We start from the raw sequence: 20,733 nt of genomic DNA on the forward strand, positions 1-20,733 counted from the left end.
GGCCGCCCTCAGCGGGGTTCCTGATGCCGTGGCCAGCTCAGGCTGAAGCAGGCACCGCCCAGGTTCTTGCTCTTGCTGATCAGGGCGCGGCCCTCGTGCCAATGGATGATCCGCCGCACAATCGACAGCCCCAGCCCATGCCCGCCGGAAGCCCGGGTGCGGCTGTCATCCAGGCGCAGGAATGGGGTGAAGATCTTTTCCCAGGCATGTTCCGGTACGCCGGGACCGTCATCTTCCACATCCACCCGGCAGCGCAACTGCCCTACCTGATAGCTGACCGTCACCTGGGACTCGGCATGACGCATGGCGTTGCCCACCAGGTTCTGCAAGGCCCGGTGCAGGTAGCGCGGTTCGGCCTCGACCCACGCACCGTCACACTCGGCGGCAGACAGGCACAGGCCACGCCGGACCTTGAGATTGGCCCGCAACGGCGCCAGTTCGCTGATCACCTGGTTGATCAGCGCATCCAGGTCGATACGCTGGAAATTCAGGGCCGGCGAGCCCTGCTCCAGACGGGCGTAGGTCAGCATTTCGTCCACCAGCCGGTCGAGGTCCTGAATGTCGTTGTCCATGCCGTCCAGGTACTTCTGCCGGGCCTGATCGGTGCTCGCCGAAGCAATCATCTCCAGGCCGAAACGCAGCCGCGCCACGGGTGTGCGCAACTCATGGGACACCGCACGTACCAGCTCGCGCTGAATCGCCAGCAGGCGCTGCAAGTGCTCGGCCATGCCATTGAAGGCCGCCGCCAGGCGCCCCACCGAGTCCGCGCCACGGGCCGGCACGCGGGTTTCCAGGCTGCCCTTGGCGATCCGCGTGGCCGCCGACTCCAGGCCGCTGAGGCGCCGCTCCAGCTGGCGCACCAATAGATAGACGATCAGGCCGATCAGGCTCAGGCCCAGCACGGCAATCAGCACCAGCCATTGCGGCGGATAGGGATTCATCTGATACAGCGGGCCGATCTCCAGCACCCAGGGCGTGCCCACCAGGCCGGCGAAGACCCGGATCGAATCGCCACCCTTGCCCAGGGCCATCACCGTGTCGCCCTCGGCCACCCGGCGCCGCTGATCCTCGTCCATGTCGGCGGCGTCCAGAGTCGACAACTGCATATCGAAGCCAAACCCCTTGGCTTCCTTGAGTGCAGCCAGGCGCTGGGGTTGCTCTGCCACCGGATAACGCACCAGCTCATCCGCCAGCAGGTAGATAGTGGCCCGGGCCAACTGCTCGCTGATCTGCTGGACCTCGGCACTGAGCAGCAGCTGTTCCTTCTCGCTGACCAGGCGATAGACCCGGGCGGCGAAGGGGCCGGTCTGCTCCACCAGCGCCTGGCCGCGCAGCACCCGACCGCGCTGGCTACTGTCCAGGTCGGTCTGGCTGAAGGTCTTGAGACTCAGGGGAATGCCCAGCAAGCGCTCCCACACCGCCAGCGCCCGGCGACGCTCGATCTCGCTCATCGGCTGCAGGTTGTCCGCCATCAGCGAAAAAGTGCCGTGGGCCAGCCGCTCGCGGTACTGCTCGCTGCGCACCTGGTTCAACAGATGCAGGGCCAGGACCCCAAGCAACGCCACGAGGATCAGCGCGGCGCACATACCGCCGTAGATCCGCAGGAAGATCGAGTTCACGAGCGCATGTCGGCGGCGGCTTCGGGGACGAACAGGTAACCCTTGCTGCGAATGGTCTTGATCAGCCGCGGGTGCTCCGGGTCGTCACCGATCTTCGGGCGGATGCGCGAGATCCGCACATCGATGGAGCGGTCCTGGCCGTCATAGCCGATGCCGCGCAGGGCGGTGAAAATTTCTTCCCGGGACAGGATCCGCCCGGCATTGGCCACCAGCAGCCACAGCAGGTCGAACTCGGCACTGGTCAATTCGATCCCGGCATCGCTCAGCCAGGCCTCGCGCAGGGCATTGTCCACCACCAGCGGGCCGAACTGCAGGCGGCGGGTTTTCTCCACCGCCGGCTCCGGCGCTTCGCTACGGCGCAGCAGGGCCTGGATGCGCGCCAGCAGCAACCGCGGGCGCACCGGCTTGCAGACATAGTCGTCGGCACCCAGGTCCAGGCCCATGATCTGGTCCATGTCATCGGTACGGGCGGTGAGCATGAGGATCACTCCGTCATAACGATCCCGAACCTTGCGGCAGATGCTCAGGCCGTCTTCACCGGGCAGCATCAGGTCGAGGATCACCAGATCCGGCTGCTCGGCAATGATCCTGGCCGCGGCCCGGGCACCGTTGCCCTCGATCGCCACCTGCAGGCCATTGCTTTCGAGATATTCACGGGTCAACTCAGCCAGACGCTGGTCATCCTCGACAATCAGTACCTGCCAGGCTTCCTGTTCCACGCACGACCTCTTCTTGTTCTATTGCCAGTCCACCTTGAGCAGGAAAGCCCCCGTCTTTCTGTCATGAAAAAGGCGGATAACACGCTCTGGGAAAGGTGGCTGGTTTGCCATGGGAAAGGCCGGGAAACCCCAGCCGATCGCTGCCGATTGTAGCAACCGGCACAGGCGCCGACACAAGCGGCTAAAACGACTCGGTCAGGGCGTTTTTTTGTGATAGGGTTCGCGCCCGCAAAAATCCGCCCAAGGCAATTTTCGACGGTAAAAAACAGTGACAAACGGTTCCATCCACTGGGACTGCGGGCTGCGTGAGTTTTACCCAGTCCATACACAATTTACGCACAACCTTATCCACAGGCAGTACGTTGCAATCAGCCCCCCAAACGCATTATCTTGTAGCCCGGCGGCTAAAAATCCCTATATCTAGGGTTTTGCGCAAAAAACCAAACACAATTCAGCCAAGAAACTCAAGCCCTTTTCTTGCCCCGTTTGGTGGAACCAATCGCTGTTTCAGAAGACCAAGACCGCGCGTGCGGATGGCATCGTTTTCCACCCTGTCCAGGAGAAAGCGGTACGGGTGTTGCAGCAACAAGACTGTCACCCACCAGGAATAAGGTGCCGAGCCCCGGCTCGGCACCCATGACTTCGGCATGGAAGCGGCGCCTATAGCCCCCTTCCTGAACTGTCCCGAAGTCGTTATGCCCGGCCTCTGCCGGCTGTAGTGCTTCAGGACGGAACGGTGGGCACCCAAACGGTGCCCAAACAAACATAGAGAACGTGGAGACACCCATGCAAACCGACACAACTCGCGAGAACTCGCAGGCCAATGCGCCGCAGGCCGCCGATTCCACTCAGGATCTGTCTGCTACCGCACCTGGCCAATTGCGCGTGATCAAGCGTAACGGCACTGTCGTTCCTTATACCGATGACAAGATCACCGTCGCGATCACCAAAGCGTTCCTCGCAGTTGAAGGCGGCACCGCCGCTGCCTCGTCGCGAATCCACGACACCGTGGCGCGCCTGACCGAACAGGTCACCGCAACCTTCAAGCGTCGCATGCCTTCGGGCGGCACCATCCACATCGAAGAGATCCAGGACCAGGTCGAACTGGCCCTGATGCGCGCCGGCGAGCAGAAAGTCGCCCGCGACTACGTGATCTACCGTGACTCCCGCGCCAAGGAACGGGCTACCCGCTCCACCAGCGAAGAGCCGGTACAAGCCCACCCTTCGATCCGCATCACCCGCACCGATGGCAGCTTCGCGCCCCTGGACATGGGCCGCCTGAACACCATCGTCAGCGAAGCCTGCGAAGGCCTGGAAGAAGTCGACGGCGACCTGATCCAGCGCGAAACCCTGAAGAACCTCTACGACGGCGTGGCACTCAAAGACGTCAACACCGCCCTGGTGATGACTGCCCGCACCCTGGTCGAGCGCGAGCCGAACTACTCGTTCGTGACTGCCCGCCTGCTGATGGACACCCTGCGTGCCGAAGGCCTGGGCTTCCTCGAAGTAGCCGAAAGCGCCACCCACCACGAAATGGCCGACCTGTACGCCAAGGCGCTGCCGGCCTACGTCGCCAAGGGTATCGAGTTCGAATTGCTGAACCCGGTACTGGCCGAGTTCGATCTGGAAAAACTCGGCAAGGCGATCAACCACGAGCGCGACCAGCAGTTCACCTACCTGGGCCTGCAGACCCTGTACGACCGCTACTTCATCCACAAGGATGGCGTGCGTTTCGAACTGCCACAGATCTTCTTCATGCGCGTGGCCATGGGCCTGGCAATCGAAGAGAAACAGCGTGAAGACCGCGCCATCGAGTTCTACAACCTGTTGTCGTCCTTCGACTACATGGCTTCGACCCCGACCCTGTTCAACGCCGGCACCCTGCGTCCACAGCTGTCGAGCTGCTACCTGACCACCGTTCCGGACGATCTGTCGGGCATCTACGGCGCCATCCACGACAACGCCATGCTGTCGAAATTCGCCGGCGGCCTGGGCAACGACTGGACTCCGGTACGCGCACTGGGCTCCTACATCAAGGGCACCAACGGCAAGTCCCAGGGCGTCGTGCCCTTCCTGAAAGTGGTCAACGACACCGCGGTAGCCGTGAACCAGGGTGGCAAGCGCAAGGGCGCTGTCTGTGCCTACCTGGAAACCTGGCACATGGACATCGAAGAGTTCATCGAGCTGCGCAAGAACACCGGTGATGACCGCCGTCGTACCCACGACATGAACACCGCCAACTGGATCCCCGACCTGTTCATGAAGCGCGTCTTCGACGACGGCAAGTGGACCCTGTTCTCGCCATCGGAAGTGCCTGATCTGCACGACCTGACCGGCAAGGCCTTCGAAGAGCGCTACGAGTACTACGAAGCCCTGACCGAGTACAACAAGATCAAGCTGTTCAAGACCGTCCAGGCCAAAGACCTGTGGCGCAAGATGCTGTCCATGCTCTTCGAGACCGGCCACCCATGGCTGACCTTCAAGGACCCGTGCAACCTGCGCAGCCCGCAGCAGCACGTGGGCGTGGTCCACAGCTCGAACCTGTGCACCGAGATCACCCTGAACACCAACAAGGACGAGATCGCAGTCTGCAACCTGGGCTCGATCAACCTGCCGAACCACATCGTCGACGGCAAGCTGGATACCGCCAAGCTGCAACGCACCGTGAACACTGCCGTGCGCATGCTCGACAACGTGATCGACATCAACTACTACTCGGTGCCGCAAGCGAAGAACTCCAACTTCAAGCACCGTCCGGTCGGCCTGGGCATCATGGGCTTCCAGGATGCGCTGTACCTGCAGCACATCGCCTACGGCTCCGATGCAGCCGTCGAGTTCGCCGACAAGTCCATGGAAGCGGTCAGCTACTACGCAATCCAGGCTTCCTGCGACCTGGCCGACGAGCGCGGCGCCTACGAGACCTTCCAGGGTTCGCTGTGGTCCAAGGGCATCCTGCCGCTGGATTCGCAACAGATCCTGATCGAAGCCCGTGGCCAGAAGTACATCGATGTGGACCTCAACGAATCCCTGGACTGGGCACCGGTTCGCGCCCGTGTACAGAAAGGCATTCGTAACTCCAACATCATGGCCATCGCACCGACCGCCACCATCGCCAACATCACCGGCGTGTCGCAGTCGATCGAACCGACCTATCAGAACCTCTATGTGAAATCCAACCTGTCGGGCGAATTCACCGTGATCAACCCGTACCTGGTTCGCGACCTGAAGGCTCGCGGTCTGTGGGACTCGGTCATGATCAACGACCTGAAGTACTACGACGGTTCGGTACAGCAGATCGAGCGCATCCCGCAGGAGCTCAAGGAGCTCTACGCGACTGCCTTCGAAGTGGAAACCAAGTGGATCGTCGACGCCGCCAGCCGTCGCCAGAAGTGGATCGACCAGGCTCAGTCGCTGAACCTGTACATCGCCGGCGCTTCGGGCAAGAAGCTGGACGTGACCTACCGCATGGCTTGGTACCGTGGCCTGAAAACCACCTACTACCTCCGCGCCCTGGCCGCCACCAGCACCGAGAAGTCCACAATCAACACCGGCAAGCTGAACGCTGTTTCCAGCGGCGGCAACCACGGTGACGACTCGGTCCTCGCGGCTCCAGCCGGTCCAGCTCCTGTACCTAAGGCTTGCGCCATCGACGAGCCGGATTGCGAAGCTTGCCAATAAGCTGAGCCGACAGGTGCCTGCGGGCACCTGCCCCAACCCCCGATAGACCTCCGGTTTATCGGGGGTTTTCTTTTGCCCGCAACAAAGCTGCAGGAGCCTGCCTGCCAGCGAAGAGGCCCGAAGCCTTGCACTGCACCGAGAGCGCCTTCGCTGGCAAGCCAGCCCCTGCGGCAGCGGTTCTTGCAGAGCGAACAGCACTATCGAACAGGCACAAAAAAGCCCCTCGAGGAGGGGCTTTTCGTAAAGCGTTTCAGCCAACCAGCATCAGGTCATCTGGATGATGGTCTGCATGATGGTGCTCTGGGTGGAGATGGTCTTGGCGTTCGCCTGATAGTTGCTCTGGGCCTTGATCAGGTTTACCAGTTCGTTGGTCAGGTTGACGTTGGACTCTTCCAGGGAGTTGGACTGGATCGCTCCCAGGGTGCCGGTCTTCGGTGCGTCATAACCAGGAATACCGGACGAGTAGGTCTCTTTCCACTGAGTGCCACCTACCGGCTGCAGGCCCTGCTCGTTGGTGAAGCTGGCCAGGGAGATCTGACCGATCGGCTTGGTCTGCTCGTTGCTGAAGTTGGCCAGCATCACACCGGTGCCATCGATGGTCAGGCTGCTGATCTGGCCAGTGGAGTAGCCGTTCTGCGCGATCACCGAGCGGGTGCTTTCGCCAAACACCGAACCGGTTTTGGTCATGTCGATGCTGACACCGTTAGGTGCAGGCTTGGCGCCATTGGGAGTGAACACGCCGTTAGTGACGGTACCCGGGGTCCAGGCCGCAGCCGACATGACAATGCTGTTACCGGTAATGGTATACGGCGTGGTCCCAGGCGCAGCTGGCGGGGTCATGCTGCTGAGCTTGCCCGACGAGTCGAACTTCATGGTGATCGGCGACTGGTTGGCCATGGTGAATGCAGTACCGTCCGGGTTGCGACCATCAATCAGCGTGTAGGTTTGCCACTCATTGGCGTTCGGCGTCTTGATCATGTACTGATCCATGACGTGCTTGTTGCCCTGGGTGTCATACACAGGCGTGCTGAACTGCTTGGTGTAGGTGGTGTTGTCGGTCGGATTGAACACATAGGCCGGAGTGGTCGCACCCACATCGATCGGCGTCGAATCGGAGTTCAGGTTGATCGTCGAGGAGATCGAGTCGGTTGGCTTTGGCGCCAGGTTCGAAGTATCGATCCGCAGGTCGGTCAGCACACCGTTGATGATCTTGCCGTTGGCATCGACCGCATAACCTTGCAGGCGGGCAGTGCCGTCACTGTTGGTGATGTAGCCTTCCTTGTCGGTCTTGAAGGTACCGGCGCGGGTGTAGGTCAGGGAGCCGTTGGTGCTCAGCACGAAGAAGCCCTGGCCCTGGATGCCCATGTCCAGCACATTACCGGTGTTGTTGATATCACCGTTGGTGAACTGCTGGGAAACGTTGGCCAGGCGCACACCGTTACCAATCACCTGGGTACCGCTGCCCAGCTTGGTGGCCGAATAGACGTCGGCGAATTCCGCACGGGAGGATTTGAAGCCGGTGGTAGCGACGTTGGCGATGTTGTTGCCGGTAACGTCCAGCTGTTTGTTGGCAGCGTAGAGACCGCTAAGGCCGATATTGAAAGACATATTCCACTCCTTGTGCCGGTTAGTCGGCTCTAGATACCAATGGTTTGTACTTTGGACAGGGCAATCGGGCTGCTCATGCCGGCGAGGTTCAACATCAACTCGCCGCCGGTTTGGCTAATGGTCACGCTATTGACCGTGGCCGGCAGGTAGGTGATCAGATCAGTGCCCTTGCCATCGATGGTGGTGCTGGCCTTGAAGGTGTAGTTGCCCGGATCCGCCTTGGTGCCGTCAGTCTTGGTGCCGTCCCAGACAAAGCTGGCGTTGCCGGCCTTCTGGCTGCCCATGTCGATGGTCTTGACGGTATTGCCGTCCTTGTCGGTGACGGTCACGGTGACCGAGTTCACGCTGGATGGCACGGTGACCGAACCGGTCATGCTCTTGCTGGTGTCGACCTGGGTGGTGCCGGTCTGCACGATGACCGAGCGCCCCACCAGCGACGAAGCCTGCAAGGCCTGGGAAGACTTGTAGTTACCCGTGATCGCATTCACCGAGGAGTTGAGGGTGGTGATGCCTTCCAGGGTGGAGAACTGCGCCAACTGGGCAACGAACGCACTGTTGTCCTGCGGATCCAGCGGGTTCTGGTTGTTCAGCTGGGTTACCAGCAGCTTGAGGAATGCGTCCTTGCCCAGGCTCTGTTTGCCGGTGGCGCTGTTGGTCGCCGCGGCCAGGCCGTCGGCGCTGGTATTGCTCGTCGTTTTCGACGAATTCGCCAGGATATCCTTGAGGGATGGGGCGTTGGTGGTATCAGTAACGCTCATGGTCTTCGCCCCTTATCACTGACCCAGGGTCAGGACCTTCTGCATCATGGTTTTGGCGGTGTTCATCATTTCAGCGTTGGTCTGGAACGAACGACTGGCAGAAATCATGTCGGCCATTTCTTCCACCACGTTGACGTTGGGGTAGTAGACATAACCCTTGGCATCAGCGGCGGGATGGTTCGGCTCGTAACGAGCTTCGAGGTTGCTCTGGTCTTCGACCACACCCAGTACCTGCACGCCCTGGCCGGCAGCGTCCTGGTTCTGGAACAGCGAGTCGCTGCCGCCGCTTTGCGCCCCCTGGAACATGGTGGCAAACACCGGGTGACGAGCGCGGTAGGTCTGGTCGATGCTCGACGAGACGCTCTCGGCGTTGGCGATGTTACTGGCGACGGTGTTCAGACGGGTGGTCTGGGCGCTCATGCCACTACCGGCAATATTGAAAACACTGGCGAGGGACATGGATTACTCTCCGCGCAGGGCTGCTACCAGCCCTTTGAATTTGCTGTTGAGCAGCGTGAAGCTAGCCTGGAAATCCACCGAGTTCTGCGCGTAGCTCGATTGCTCCAGCTGGGCGTCCACGGTGTTCTGGTCGATCGAAGGTTGCATCGGGGTGCGATACAGCAGCGACTCATCACCACTGCTCAAGCCCTGGGCTTCGATATGCCGGTTGTTGGTCATGTTCAACGCGAAGGTACCGTTCTGGGCCTTCTGATTCTGCTCGGCAAGCACAGCAGAGAAGTCCAGGTCCCGAGCCTTGTAGTTCGGGGTATCGGCGTTGGCGATGTTGTTGGCCAGAACTTCGGCACGCTTGGCGCGAAAGCCAAGGGCCTGTTCGTGGATACCGAGCGCTTTATCGAAGCTGATGCTCATGGCGGAAACCTTTGGGTGACCTGATTTTTCGTAACTCGGATATAGCAAGCTGCGTGCCAAGTCATCAAACCCCGTATTTCAAGGGTTTGCCGGCGACGGCAAGGCGGCAATGCCAGAAAAGCGGCAATGGATTTCCGCGAAACACCGGCAAAGCGGCAACCACCCTGCCGCTTTCAGCCGGCGCGCCAGATAATTGCAGGCACAAAAAAGGAGGCCCAATGGCCTCCTTTTTCGGTACGACGATCTGCTGGCTACTTGGCCTGGTAGATGATGCCCGGACTGCATTGCACCATCTGATAATGATCCGGCAGCCCATTGAGGGCTTCGGAAGCCCCCAGGAACAGGTAGCCGCCAGGCTTCAGGGTGCTATGAATGCGCATCAGGATGTCCTTCTTGACCTCCGCCGAGAAGTAGATCAACACATTGCGACAGAACACGATGTCGAACTTGCCGAGACTTGCGTAGCTGTCCAGCAAGTTGAACGAGCGGAACTCCACGCGGCTCTTGATCGGCGCCTTGACCACCCAGCGCCCCGGCCCCTTGGGGTCGAAGTAACGCTGCAGGCGCTCGGCCGACAGGCCACGCCCAATTGCCAGGCTGTCATATTCACCGGTCTTGCAGTTGTTCAGCATGGTCCCGGACAGATCAGTGGCAACGATCTGCACCCCCATCTTCAACTGCCCCATGTTGCTACGCTCGAACTCATCGATGGACATCGACAGCGAGTAGGGCTCCTGCCCCGACGAACAGGCCGCAGACCAGATGCGCAAGCGCTGGTTGGGACTGGCCTTGATGGCTTCGGGAAGCACCTTGTTCTTCAACACCTCGAATGGGTAGGTGTCGCGAAACCACAAGGTTTCGTTGGTCGTCATGGCATCCACGACCATCTCGCGCAAACCACTGCGGGGCTGGGTCTGAATCCGCTGGACCAGCTCACCCAAGGTTTTTATCCCTTGCTGCTCCATCAGTTTGTTGAGACGGCTCGAGACTAGATATTGCTTATTTTCCCCGAGCAAAATACCACAGGCTTTTTCCAGGAAGACCCGGAACTGTTCAAAATCCAAATTACCCGTAGACAATGCTGCCGCCTCTTAAATCTTATGTCCGCCAGGGCGAGTGCCCTTAGCTGTGATCTGCTGCTTTGATCCGGTCGACTACCCGGGATGCCAGGTCATCAGGGCGGAACTTGGCAAGGAAGTCATCGGCACCGACCTTCTTCACCATCGCCTGATTGAACACCCCTGACAACGAAGTATGCAGGATGATATGCAGCTTTTGCATGCGTGGATCATTACGTATCTCGGCCGTGAGGGTGTAACCGTCCATTTCGGGCATTTCGATGTCGGAAATCATCATGAGGAATTCCTCTTCCGGCTTCTTGCCCTCGTCCACCAGCTTGCGCAAGTAATCCAACGCTTGCCGGCCATCATTCAATGCCACTACCTCGACACCTACGGTTTGCAGGCACCGGGTGACCTGCTTGCGTGCCACCGACGAGTCATCGACGGTCAGCACCCGCAGGGAAACAGCCTTGTGCTGGGTTTCGACATCCACCACTCCTGCCGAGATCGCCTCCGAGGTCGGCGCGACTTCCGCCAGGATCTTCTCCACGTCGATGATTTCCACCAACTGGTTGTCCACCCGAGTGACCGCCGTCAGGTAGTGATCACGTCCGGTCCCCTTGGGCGGCGGATGGATCTCTTCCCAGTTCATGTTGACGATGCGCTCCACCGAGCGCACCAGGAACCCCTGGGTCTTGGTGTTGTACTCAGTGATGATGACGAACGGATTGCTCTGGTCCTGCAGGCCACCAGAACCCGTGGCCATTGCCAGATCCAGGATCGGAATGGTTGCCCCTCGTATATTCGCGACACCGCACACCACAGGACTGGATTTGGGCATCAGGGTCAGCTTAGGGCATTGCAGCACCTCGCGAACCTTGAATACGTTGATCCCGTAGAGCTGTCCACCGTCCAGACGGAACAGCAACAACTCTAGTCGATTCTGCCCAACCAATTGCGTGCGCTGGTTCACCGAATCCATTACACCAGCCATGCCCAGACTCCCCAAAGCTTTAAGATCCGACGCACGCTCATTGCTAAACGGCACGGCGCTTGCTTTTTAACTGTTATGAACGCCAAAACGACATTTTTCCGACGCCTGACATCCCGCTACCGCACTTTGCTGTGCGGGCTGTCGGCTCTGTGCATTTTAAACCCCGGCAACCCTGCCGTTGCTGATTCGGTCACCCTGCCTGATCTTCTTATCGGCGTCACTCAAGGGTTTCTTGAATTCACGGTAGAAGACTACCTGGCCACCAGTCAAACGGAAGGTCGCTATGAAATCCAGGTCAACCAGCTGGACCCGCGCATGCGCATGCCCAATTGCGACAAGGAATTGACAGCCAACCTGGAAAGTCCGGCCCAACCGCTGGGGCGGGTCACCGTCAAAGTGCGCTGCGAAGGCGCCTCGCCATGGACGGTATTCGTGCCGGCGCAGGTCAAGCTGTTTCGCGAGGTGGTCACCACTGCACGCCCGCTCAAGCGCGCCGGCATCATCGAACCGGAAGACGTGGTGCTGCGCGAACGGGACATCAGCCAGAACAATCAGGGCTACCTCACCTCAGTGGACCAAGCCATTGGTCAGAAACTTGTCCGACCAATGGTCGCCGACCAGCTCGTTACCCTGGCCCATCTGGAGCAGGCGGAAGTCGTGCGCAAGGGCGATCAAGTGGTGATATCGGCACGCAGCGGCACGTTGAATGTACGGATGCCGGGCGAGGCGCTGTCCAACGGCGGCATGAGCGAACAGATCCGGGTCAAGAATCTCAATTCGCAACGAGTGATCAAGGCCCGCATCACGGCGCCAGGGCAAGTGGAAGTGGCCATGTAGATAGCTGGCGCTCAACCCGTGCGTTCCCTAAACTGTGGCCGATAAAGGGTCGCAGATACCTGACCTGGTTTGTCGACAATCGAGCCTAAAGTTTTTCAGGGTATGGCCGAAAACATGGCAAGCGTCCAAATACCCAGAGGTTTACTTCATCATGGTCATCGACTTCAGCCGTTTAAACAGCTCCCCTTCACTGACAGGCAGTACGCGTACCAGCACCAGCAAGGAAACCGGTGATGCCGGCAAATCCACGCCGCTGACAACCGCCGCCGAGACCAGCAAAAGCGGGGAATCGGTACACCTGAGCAATGAGGCTCAACAGTTGCAGAAAGTCACTGACAAGCTGCGTGATCAGCCTGCCGTCGACAAAGCCCGGGTGGCCGAGTTGAAGCAAGCGATTGCCGATGGCAGCTATAAGGTCGACAGCAACCGCGTAGCCAGCAAACTGCTTAACTTCGAAGCCCAGCGCTAGCCCCAGGCTTGCGCCAGGCTTTTGGACGCTTAATCCCCAAGGCCAGCCATGCACGACACCAACCTACTGCAATTGATCAACGATGACCTTGCTCCAGCGCAACACTTGCTGGAGCTGCTACGCGCCGAGTCTATCGCCCTCCACGGCCGCGACATGCCGCTGCTGGAAGATATCCTGGCGCAGAAGCAAGCCTTGGTCATCTTGCTGGAACAGCATGGCCGTAAGCGCACGCAAATTCTTGCCAGCCTGAACCTGCCGACCAACCGCGAGGGGCTCGAGCAACTGGCCAGCCACTCCAGCCTGGGCGCGCAATTGCTCGAACAGAGCAATGTCCTGACCCAATTGCTTGCCGAGTGCCAAGCTGCCAACGAGCTCAATGGTCGCTCGATCCAGATCCAACAGGCCACCACCGCCAACCAGCTGAAAATCCTCAATGGTGGCGAACCTCCTGCCCTATACGACGCCCGCGGCTCTACCTCAATGCTTGCGAAGCCACGCCCACTCAGTCAGGCTTAAACCCAAAAAATGAGCGCGCGCTACCAAGCCGTGAAACATGCTGGCAAAATGCTGGCTCCTGCGTGTAGTTGTATTTTGTCTGGAGATTGATGAACCGTGTTCAACGCCTCAAATGCGGAAGATACTCCGCAGCCACCCAAGGTGCTCACCACTGCGTTGGAGATCTCTTCCAACCTGCGGTTGCTGCAAGAGAGCCATGACCCGCTGATCATCACTTTCCACGAGCGTAGCCAGCGCTTCCAAAGCTATCTGGTGGAAGTGGACCGCGATAGCAACATGATCGCCCTCGACGAAATGATTCCCCGCGACGGTGAACGCTTCCTGCTCGCAGGTGAACCGTTTCGCGTTGAAGGCTTTCATGAAGGCGTACGCATCGCCTGGGAAAGCAACGGCTTGCCCACCCTCGACGAATCCAACGGCGGCCGCTGCTATCGCACCACCCTGCCGGACGAAGTGGTCTACCACCAGCGCCGCAACGCCTTTCGTGCCGCCCTGAAGCTAGCACAACTGGTAGACATCGAACTGAGCGGCGAAAAACTCAAATCGCCCCTCAGCGGCAAGCTGCTGGACATTTCCGCCACCGGCTGCAAATTGCGTTTCGACGGCGATATTTCCTCACGCCTGCAACTGGGCCAGGTTTACGAGCGCTTTATCGCCGCCCTGCCCTTCGGCAGCATGACGGCCCCGGTGGAACTGCGTTACCTGCACCACGAAGAACGCATCGACACCACCTTTGCCGGCGTACGCTTCCACAACATGAGCGGCCTGGTACAGCGCCAGGTCGAACGCTTCGTCTATCAACTGCAGCGTGAAGCGCGGCGCTTCGATAAAGACGACCTCTGACTCAAAGGCATCAATGAAAACGGGCAGTGCCTTGCGGCAACTGCCCGTTTTTTTTGCGCCTAAGGCCTGGCCCCGCTGAGGTGTTCCCGGGCGCATTCCTCGGCAGGCGGTTCATCCGCAGCCTGCGGGGTATCCGCTGCAGGTTCATCAGGCGCAGCTTCCGGCGCGGGCGCGCTCTGCATCTGGTCCTGAACCACCTGTTCGTCAACCCGCGGGTCCAGAGCCGCCACCAACGGTGAACTGGACATGCTGTCCGGCATCGCCACGTGATGCAGTGGCGCATCGTCGACCTGATGCAGATTGGTCACGGCCTTCGGCCGAATCCGCCAGACCAGCACCAGGGCAAAGAAACTGAAGAAGGCGTAGAGCATTTGGCTACCGAACAACTTCATCAGCACCCCTGCCGCCAAAGGACCAATACTCGCACCCACGCCATAGGTCACCAGCAGCATCGCCGTCAGCGAGACCCGTCGATCCCCTTCCACATGGTCATTGGAGAACGCCACCGCCAGTGGATAGAGACAGAACTGCACCAGGGAACACAGGAAGCCCAGAACAAACAGGACCTCCAGCGGCACCGAAGGCAGGATCGCCAGGGGCAGGGCCACCACCGCCAGGAACAAGGCGAAACAGCGGATCAGCAGCGCCCGGTCATAGCGGTCGGACAGCCAGCCCAGCGGCCACTGCACCACCAGCCCGGCGAAAATGCAGCTACCCATGAACAGACCCACCTGCTCGGTGCTCAAGCCCTGTTGCGAGGCATAGAGCGGCGCCAGACCGTAGAACGAACCGACGATCAGCCCCGAACCCAGTACCGTGCTCAGCGATTGCGGTACACGCTTGATAAAGAAGCGCGGCTCCATGGGTGCAGGGCGCAAGGGTGCCGGGTGAATGCGCCGGGTCATGGCCACCGGCACCAGGCACAGGGCAAAGCACAGCGCCACCAGCATCAGCAGCTCCAGGCCCAGGGCCGGGTGCATGACCAGTATCAACTGCCCCAGCACCAGGCCCAGGTAAGAGGCAATCATGTAGCCGCTGAACACCAGCCCGCGCTGCTTGGCGTCGGCCTGCTCATTGAGCCAGCTTTCGATGACCATGTACTGGCACATCATCCCCAGGCCCACGATCATCCGCAGCACCAGCCAGGCCGGCAACCAGTCCACCAGGCCGTGGCCCAGCACCGCCGCGCCGACAATCCCGGCACAGGTGGCGTAGGCACGGATATGCCCGACCCGGGCAATCAGTCGGTGCCCCAGCTTGCCCCCCAAAACCAGGCCGAAATAGTTGGCCGCCATCAAGGCCCCCACCCATAGCCCGTCGACATGATCGGCGGCCAGGCGCAGGGCCAGATAAGTGCTGAGCAGGCCAGAGCCGATCAGCATCATCAGCGACGCGAAATAAAGCGCTCGAAAGGATTTCCAGATTTGGCGCATCGGCGTTCCGAGCGGCTCCTTGAATGAGGTACCGAGCCCCGGCAAACCAGGGCCCGACCAGCGACGGTTCGGTTATGCCTGGGCCGCTAACACACGCCGTTCCCAGGGAGTAATTTCATCAAAGAAACTGGTCAACTCCATGGTCTTCGAAGCGATGTAGCCTTCGATGAACTCGTTGCCGAACAGTTCCCTGGCCAACTGGCTACGTTTCAGACGCTCCAGGGCCGCATGCAAGGTACAGGGCAACGAAAGATTGTCCGGCACTTCGAACTCACCCTGGATGGCAGCGGTTGGCTCCAACTCGTTCTCGATGCCATGCAAACCTGCTGCCAGGCTCGCGGCGATCGCCAGATAAGGATTGGCGTCCGCCCCCGGCAGGCGATTTTCCACCCGTCGCGCCACCGGTGAACTGGCCGGAATCCGCAGGCCAGCGGCCCGGTTGTCGTGGGACCAACACGCATTGTTCGGCGAAGCGTAAGGATGACACAAGCGCTGATAGGAGTTCACATTGGGGGCGAACAAGGCGGTGAAGTCGGCGAGGCCGGCCTGCAGGCCGCCAATGAAATGCCGGAACATCGCCGTAGGTTGCCCGGCGTCGTCACTGAAAACGTTACGGCCGTTACCCATCTCCACCAGGCTCTGGTGTATATGCATCGAGCTGCCCGGCGTGTGAGCCAAGGGCTTGGCCATGCAGACCACGATCAGGCCGTGCTTGAGCGCCACCTCCTTGAGCAGGTGCTTGAACAGGAAGGTCTGGTCCGCCAACAACAGCGGGTCACCGTGCAACAGGTTGATTTCGAACTGGCTGACGCCCATCTCGTGCATGAAGGTATCGCGGGGCAGGCCCAGGGCGGCCATGCCTTCGTAGACCTCCTTGAAGAATGGTCGCAGACCATTGTTGGAACTCACGCTGAACGCCGAATAGCCTTCCTCCCGTCGCCCATCCAGACCGACCGGCGGCCGGAAGGGCTGCGCTGGATCGTCATTGGCCGCGAACACGAAGAACTCGAGTTCGGTGGCCACCACCGGCGCCAGGCCCAGGGCGGCATAACGGGCGATTACCTGCTTGAGCTGCCCACGAGTGGAGAGCCGCGAACTCTCGCCGCTGAGCTCATCGGCGTCACAGATGGCCAGCGCTCTGGGCGTTTCGCTCCAGGGCAGGCGGTGGATCTGCCGGGGGTCGGCATTGAGCGCCAGGTCGCCGTCGTCGCTGCCGTAGAAACGTGCTGGCGGATAACCGCCCATGATGCATTGCAGCAGCACCCCCCGCGCCATCTGCAAGCGCCGCCCTTCGAGGAACCCCTCGGCGGTCATTACCTTGCCCCGCGGCACGCCATTGAGATCCGCGGTGACACATTCGATCTCATCAATGCCCGTCAATCGCTCGGCGAGTGAACTGTGGCCATCGGTTGTCATGACTCAATCCTTGTTGTTATACGAGCCGCGAACGGCGACCCGTACAAAATACGCACCACCCGTTCAGGATTTCAAGCAGGCGCGAGTAAAATCCCCGGCCCTGCCCCCACTGGCGGGGCAAGCAGGCCGCCAGCCTTGTTACAGGTCCATGGTGTCCATCAATCAGGACAAGGGAGTAGGCTCGGCACGTCGCCTACGCCAACTTGAGGGAGCGCCCATGCTGGGAAGCCTTGCCGATATTGATTTGCGGATGCTGCGGGTGTTCTGCGCCATCGTTGATGCCGGCGGGTTCACCGCAGCCCAGGCACGGCTCAACACCAGCCTGTCGCGACTGAGCGTGGTGGTCCGCGACCTTGAGGAGCGCCTGGGCTACTCCCTGTGCAGGCGCGGTAGCAGCGGATTTCAGCTGACCGATCAGGGCCAGGAGCTGTTCGAGGCAGCACAGTTGCTGTTCGCCGACATCGAGCGCTTTCGCCAGCACGCCAACCGCCTCGGCCCCATCACCCGCGAGCAGTTGCAGATCGGCAGTGTCGACAGCCTGATCAGCCTGCCCTATGCCCCCCTGTCCCTGGCCCTGGGCCATCTGCGCCGGCGCCTGCCCCAGGTACGGCCGAACCTGCACCTGATGCGCCCCGACGAACTGGAACAGGCCGTGCTCGACGAACGCCTGCACCTGGCCATCGGCGCTTTCCACCATCAACTGTCGGGGTTGCACTATCAGCACCTGTTCGAGGAGGAACAGAACCTCTACTGCGCCCACGGCCATCCGCTGTTCCCGCGCACCGACGAAACACTGACCCTGGAAGAGATCTGCGCCGCCGACTATGTGAGCCGGGGCTACATGGCAGAGCACCAGCGCCCCCATGACCTGCACTTCAACCAGAGCGTCAGCGCCTACGCCATGGAGGCCATCGCCACGCTGATTTTCTCCGGCACCTACCTGGGTTACCTGCCCAGCCACTATGCGGCGGCCTGGGTGGCCAAGGGCCAACTGCGCGCCTTGCTACCCGAGCGCCTGGCCTACCGCTCGCACTTTCACTGCATCACCCGCCAGGGCCAGGAACCCAAGGTCGCACTGGCAACCTTTCTGGAATGCCTGGCCCTGGCCGGGCGGCAACTGGGCGAGGCACACCTTCAACCACTCGCGGCTCAGGGCAAGTAGAGCTTGAACAACCCGCCGCCCAATGGGCCGCCGTTGCTGATCCGGGTGTGGCCGCACACGCCATTGCGCTGATGCAATTCGGCAATGCGCCCGGCAAAGTACAGGCCCAGCCCGGTGCTGCCGCTGCTTTGATTGATGCCCTGCACATAGTCGGCCTGACGCTCGATCATCCCTTGGGGATAGCCTTCGCCATCGTCGTTGATGGACAGCACCACCTGCCCTTCCTCATCACTGACGCTGATCAGCAGGGCATGACGTGCATGGCGAATGGAATTGTTGATGCAATTGGCCAATACCGAGGCGATCAGCTCACGATCGAAGAACCCCAGGGGGCTCAGCGGATCGACTTCATAGGCGGCGGAAATGCCACGGCTCTTGAACACGTCCTGGTGGCTCACCAGTTGCGCTTCGATGAAGTCATCCAGTTCGTGGTAGGCCGGCTGCAACGGCAGCTGGTTGATCCCCAGCTTGTACAGCCCCAGCAGTTGCACCAGCATGCCGTTGAGGTGGGCGAACTGATAGTCGATCACCCCCTGCTCTGGCGCATTCTGCTGCTCGGGCAAGCGCGCCAGCCACTGGGCGTGAGCCTGCATCAGCATGGCCAGGGAGTTCTTCATGTCATGTACGGTGGAGGCGATCACCGTGGAAAAGTCGAGCGCCTGTTGCTTTTCGATCATTGGCCAAACGCCTTGCTTCGCAGCTTCTGATAGCGCGGATAACGCGCGTCGGTATCGGGCATCATGCCCACCAATTTAAGGCACGCCCGGCATTCTTCCAGGAGTGCCGCGTCCGGATTGGCGTCGGCGCCGTGCAGCAGCGACTGGGCCATGTTCAGGGCAATACTGATGTTCTTCGGTTGCATGGCCAGGGCCTTGCGGAACAACTCCCGCGCTTCCGCGAGGTTGCCGCCCTTGTAGCTGCGCACGCCCTGACGGTTGATATCGGCGGCGGCATTGGAAGAACTGAGGATAGTCGGGTCGTCGGTCAGCTTGGCGATGTTCTGCATGACCTTCGGATCATCACCATAGATCTCCGCACAGTTCTTGAGCATCGAAGCACCGGCACTGGCCTGCCCCAGCATCTGCAGTTGCTTGGCCACCAGCAGCGCCGCTTCGGGGCTCATGAACTGCTCCATGCCGTCCAGGCGCAGCAACGCCTGCTCGGTGAGTTTTTCCGCGGTCTCGGCATCATTGAGCAACAGACTCGTGGCCTTCATCAGCCGCGCGCGAATCTGCAGGCCCGGGTCAGTGGGATTCTCCTTGGCCACCGCACTCAGGGTCTGGTTGATTTCCAGCCGGGTGCGCGTGTCCAGGCCCCTCTCGCTGCCCTTGCTGATCAGGGCATGGGCCAGCCCGAGGTTGTTTTCCGGGTCCTTGAAACGCGACTGCGCGCCCTGGGACACCGCTTGGCGATAGGCCCGGGAGGCGCTGTCAAAGTCTTCGTTGGCCATGGCCAGCTTGCCCAGCAATGCCTGGCGCCGCACGGCCAGGGGAGAAAGGCGCACCGCCTCTTCCAGCACGTTCTGGGCCCGCTGGGTATCGCCTTCGGCTACCAGCACCTCTGCCAGCCCGTCGTAGAGGCCCGGCATCATCGGAAAGGCCTTCAAGGCCTTTTCATAAACCGCCTTGGCCTCGCCAACCTGCCCGCGCTTGAACAGCAGGCGCCCCAACCCGACGTAGGCCCAGGGCAGCGGCCGGTCCGCCAGGATGCTGTTGTACAGGCGCTCCAGGGCCTCGTTCTGATGCATGTCGCGCAGGGCATCGGCGCGGTAGCGCAGGCACAACGGCGCATAACGCGGGTCCTGCTTGCACAGGGCGATGCAGGCGTTGAGCACCTCCACCGGCTTGCCCCGGTCAAGGGCCTGGAGAATGGGTTTGAGCAACGTCTTGCGCTGCTGCAGGCGCTCCAGGCGCTGGGCCAGACCGGAGCGGTTGAAAGGCTTGGTCAGGTAGGCATCGGGCTCATGCTCCAGGGCACTGAGCACCATGGCCTGGCTGCTCTCGGCGGTGACCATGAGGAACACGCTCTCATGGCTGATGAGCTTTTCCAGCATCAGGTCTTCGAGCACCTGCTGGCCGTTTTTCTTGCCGTCGCCCAGGTGATAGTCCTGGAGGATGAAGTCGTAGCGCTTCTGCGCGCACATGCGCAGGGCCTGCTCGCCAGTGTCGGCGGTGTCTACATCCTTGACGCCCAGCTCACGCAGCATCGAACGCACCGAACTGCGGAAGTCCGAGAAATCATCGACGATCAAAAAGCTCTTTTGGTGGTACGCCAGCATCGAAGATTCCAGGCAAGTAAGAAGATCAATCCAAAGACAGCAGGACCCACCCGGCTTCGCAGCCTGTTTTTGGCGCGCAGATAATAGCTGCTGGCCACGGGCTATCAAGCACTTTCCGGTCGGACTGTGATCCAGGCCGCCACTTGGGAACACAATTGTCCACTGAGGTTATCGGCCGGATTACGCATTCCCTTATAGCCGACGGGCGGCATTTCACCGCGGATTGCACAAGTCTCGACCAGCCCGTGTACTCGGCCGTAAAAGAGGCCCGTTTGCACGCTGAAACCTTGGATTCTGAAACATCACCTGATAGCGTGCTGCGCCTCACAGCCTCGATCGTTTCTGGCCGGAAATGCCCCTGCATCGCAGAGGGTCTGCCGCGCAATAAAGGGTCCATCAGTCGCAAGCGTCTCAGGCTTGCGACCCGGGTGTCGAAGGATCGGCATGACACCCCACGGAGGTACCAACGACG

18 protein-coding genes are annotated in these 20,733 nt (G+C 60.6%); 6 read left to right on the forward strand and 12 right to left on the reverse strand.

The features are described 5' to 3' along the window. Positions 1–8: 8 nt before the first annotated feature. Positions 9–1,619, reverse strand: a complete 1,611-nt coding sequence (locus ACUXVH_RS27690; RefSeq protein WP_011062737.1) for an ATP-binding protein — start codon at positions 1,617–1,619, stop codon at positions 9–11. Next, the gene (locus ACUXVH_RS27695; protein ID WP_011062738.1) at positions 1,616–2,338 is read right to left on the reverse strand and encodes a response regulator; all 723 of its coding nucleotides are present in this window, start codon (positions 2,336–2,338) and stop codon (positions 1,616–1,618) included. Before ACUXVH_RS27695 ends, ACUXVH_RS27690 begins: the two co-directional genes overlap by 4 nt. Positions 2,339–3,124: 786 nt before the next feature. On the opposite strand from ACUXVH_RS27695, the gene ACUXVH_RS27700 reads away from it, so the two are divergent. Then, the gene (locus tag ACUXVH_RS27700) at positions 3,125–6,016 is read left to right on the forward strand and encodes a ribonucleoside-diphosphate reductase subunit alpha (RefSeq protein ID WP_015636664.1); all 2,892 of its coding nucleotides are present in this window, start codon (positions 3,125–3,127) and stop codon (positions 6,014–6,016) included. A 264-nt stretch (positions 6,017–6,280) separates the two neighbouring features. On the opposite strand, the gene flgE is transcribed toward ACUXVH_RS27700, so the two are convergent. The 6 genes from flgE to ACUXVH_RS27730 form a co-directional block, all read right to left on the reverse strand. Continuing rightward, positions 6,281–7,624 carry a flagellar hook protein FlgE gene (gene flgE, locus ACUXVH_RS27705; protein ID WP_011062740.1) on the reverse strand — a complete coding sequence of 448 codons (1,344 nt, stop codon included), beginning with the start codon at positions 7,622–7,624 and terminating at the stop codon, positions 6,281–6,283. A gap of 29 nt (positions 7,625–7,653) precedes the next feature. Then, positions 7,654–8,382 (reverse strand): flagellar hook assembly protein FlgD, encoded by a 729-nt coding sequence (flgD, locus tag ACUXVH_RS27710; RefSeq protein WP_011062741.1) that lies wholly within the window; start codon positions 8,380–8,382, stop codon positions 7,654–7,656. Between the two features lie 15 nt (positions 8,383–8,397). Further along, the gene (gene flgC / locus ACUXVH_RS27715) at positions 8,398–8,841 is read right to left on the reverse strand and encodes a flagellar basal body rod protein FlgC (protein ID WP_011062742.1); all 444 of its coding nucleotides are present in this window, start codon (positions 8,839–8,841) and stop codon (positions 8,398–8,400) included. 3 nt (positions 8,842–8,844) lie between these two features. After that, a complete protein-coding gene (gene flgB / locus ACUXVH_RS27720; protein WP_011062743.1) occupies positions 8,845–9,252 on the reverse strand; it encodes a flagellar basal body rod protein FlgB in 408 nt (135 codons plus the stop codon). A gap of 251 nt (positions 9,253–9,503) precedes the next feature. Next, the gene (cheR, locus tag ACUXVH_RS27725) at positions 9,504–10,331 is read right to left on the reverse strand and encodes a protein-glutamate O-methyltransferase CheR (protein WP_011062744.1); all 828 of its coding nucleotides are present in this window, start codon (positions 10,329–10,331) and stop codon (positions 9,504–9,506) included. Positions 10,332–10,374: 43 nt separating this feature from the next. Next, positions 10,375–11,307, reverse strand: a complete 933-nt coding sequence (locus ACUXVH_RS27730; RefSeq protein WP_011062745.1) for a chemotaxis protein CheV — start codon at positions 11,305–11,307, stop codon at positions 10,375–10,377. 75 nt (positions 11,308–11,382) lie between these two features. On the opposite strand from ACUXVH_RS27730, the gene flgA reads away from it, so the two are divergent. From flgA to ACUXVH_RS27750, 4 genes are all read left to right on the forward strand, one after another. After that, entirely contained in the window at positions 11,383–12,144 is a 762-nt protein-coding gene (gene flgA, locus ACUXVH_RS27735; protein ID WP_011062746.1) for a flagellar basal body P-ring formation chaperone FlgA, read from the forward strand. Positions 12,145–12,295: 151 nt separating this feature from the next. Beyond that, positions 12,296–12,613, forward strand: a complete 318-nt coding sequence (gene flgM, locus ACUXVH_RS27740) for a flagellar biosynthesis anti-sigma factor FlgM (RefSeq protein WP_011062747.1) — start codon at positions 12,296–12,298, stop codon at positions 12,611–12,613. 48 nt (positions 12,614–12,661) lie between these two features. Next, positions 12,662–13,129, forward strand: coding sequence for a flagella synthesis protein FlgN (locus ACUXVH_RS27745; protein ID WP_011062748.1), 468 nt, complete (start codon positions 12,662–12,664; stop codon positions 13,127–13,129). 96 nt (positions 13,130–13,225) lie between these two features. Next, the gene (locus tag ACUXVH_RS27750; protein WP_011062749.1) at positions 13,226–13,972 is read left to right on the forward strand and encodes a flagellar brake protein; all 747 of its coding nucleotides are present in this window, start codon (positions 13,226–13,228) and stop codon (positions 13,970–13,972) included. Positions 13,973–14,031: 59 nt separating this feature from the next. On the opposite strand, the gene ACUXVH_RS27755 is transcribed toward ACUXVH_RS27750, so the two are convergent. Then, positions 14,032–15,405: an MFS transporter gene (locus tag ACUXVH_RS27755; RefSeq protein ID WP_019092800.1), complete on the reverse strand. Its 1,374-nt coding sequence runs from the start codon at positions 15,403–15,405 to the stop codon at positions 14,032–14,034. A 72-nt stretch (positions 15,406–15,477) separates the two neighbouring features. Then, complete coding sequence (locus ACUXVH_RS27760) at positions 15,478–16,719, reverse strand: glutamine synthetase family protein (protein ID WP_169892267.1); 1,242 nt, start codon at positions 16,717–16,719, stop codon at positions 15,478–15,480. Between the two features lie 319 nt (positions 16,720–17,038). On the opposite strand from ACUXVH_RS27760, the gene ACUXVH_RS27765 reads away from it, so the two are divergent. Then, positions 17,039–17,983: a LysR family transcriptional regulator gene (locus tag ACUXVH_RS27765; RefSeq protein ID WP_065365409.1), complete on the forward strand. Its 945-nt coding sequence runs from the start codon at positions 17,039–17,041 to the stop codon at positions 17,981–17,983. On the opposite strand, the gene ACUXVH_RS27770 is transcribed toward ACUXVH_RS27765, so the two are convergent. Continuing rightward, on the reverse strand, positions 17,971–18,660 hold the full coding sequence (locus ACUXVH_RS27770; RefSeq protein WP_011062753.1) for a sensor histidine kinase: 690 nt from the start codon (positions 18,658–18,660) through the stop codon (positions 17,971–17,973). The genes ACUXVH_RS27765 and ACUXVH_RS27770 overlap by 13 nt on opposite strands. After that, the gene (locus ACUXVH_RS27775; RefSeq protein WP_065365408.1) at positions 18,657–20,261 is read right to left on the reverse strand and encodes a tetratricopeptide repeat-containing response regulator; all 1,605 of its coding nucleotides are present in this window, start codon (positions 20,259–20,261) and stop codon (positions 18,657–18,659) included. The genes ACUXVH_RS27770 and ACUXVH_RS27775 overlap by 4 nt, the downstream gene beginning before the upstream one ends. Between the last annotated feature and the right edge of the window lie 472 nt (positions 20,262–20,733).

It is taken from the genome of Pseudomonas sp. 8(2025), assembly GCF_052665325.1.

Bases quoted from the DNA above. Each gene is read 5' to 3' on its own strand.
- ACUXVH_RS27770 (WP_011062753.1), bottom strand. From the start codon at position 18,660: ATGATCGAAAAGCAACAGGCGCTCGACTTTTCCACGGTGATCGCCTCC.
- flgB (WP_011062743.1), bottom strand. From the start codon at position 9,252: ATGAGCATCAGCTTCGATAAAGCGCTCGGTATCCACGAACAGGCCCTT.
- ACUXVH_RS27730 (WP_011062745.1), bottom strand. From the start codon at position 11,307: ATGGCTGGTGTAATGGATTCGGTGAACCAGCGCACGCAATTGGTTGGG.
- flgD (WP_011062741.1), bottom strand. From the start codon at position 8,382: ATGAGCGTTACTGATACCACCAACGCCCCATCCCTCAAGGATATCCTG.
- ACUXVH_RS27775 (WP_065365408.1), bottom strand. From the start codon at position 20,261: ATGCTGGCGTACCACCAAAAGAGCTTTTTGATCGTCGATGATTTCTCG.
- flgM (WP_011062747.1), top strand. From the start codon at position 12,296: ATGGTCATCGACTTCAGCCGTTTAAACAGCTCCCCTTCACTGACAGGC.
- flgA (WP_011062746.1), top strand. From the start codon at position 11,383: ATGAACGCCAAAACGACATTTTTCCGACGCCTGACATCCCGCTACCGC.
- flgE (WP_011062740.1), bottom strand. From the start codon at position 7,624: ATGTCTTTCAATATCGGCCTTAGCGGTCTCTACGCTGCCAACAAACAG.
- ACUXVH_RS27760 (WP_169892267.1), bottom strand. From the start codon at position 16,719: ATGACCGCCGAGGGGTTCCTCGAAGGGCGGCGCTTGCAGATGGCGCGG.
- ACUXVH_RS27745 (WP_011062748.1), top strand. From the start codon at position 12,662: ATGCACGACACCAACCTACTGCAATTGATCAACGATGACCTTGCTCCA.
- ACUXVH_RS27755 (WP_019092800.1), bottom strand. From the start codon at position 15,405: ATGCGCCAAATCTGGAAATCCTTTCGAGCGCTTTATTTCGCGTCGCTG.
- flgC (WP_011062742.1), bottom strand. From the start codon at position 8,841: ATGTCCCTCGCCAGTGTTTTCAATATTGCCGGTAGTGGCATGAGCGCC.
- ACUXVH_RS27765 (WP_065365409.1), top strand. From the start codon at position 17,039: ATGCTGGGAAGCCTTGCCGATATTGATTTGCGGATGCTGCGGGTGTTC.
- ACUXVH_RS27700 (WP_015636664.1), top strand. From the start codon at position 3,125: ATGCAAACCGACACAACTCGCGAGAACTCGCAGGCCAATGCGCCGCAG.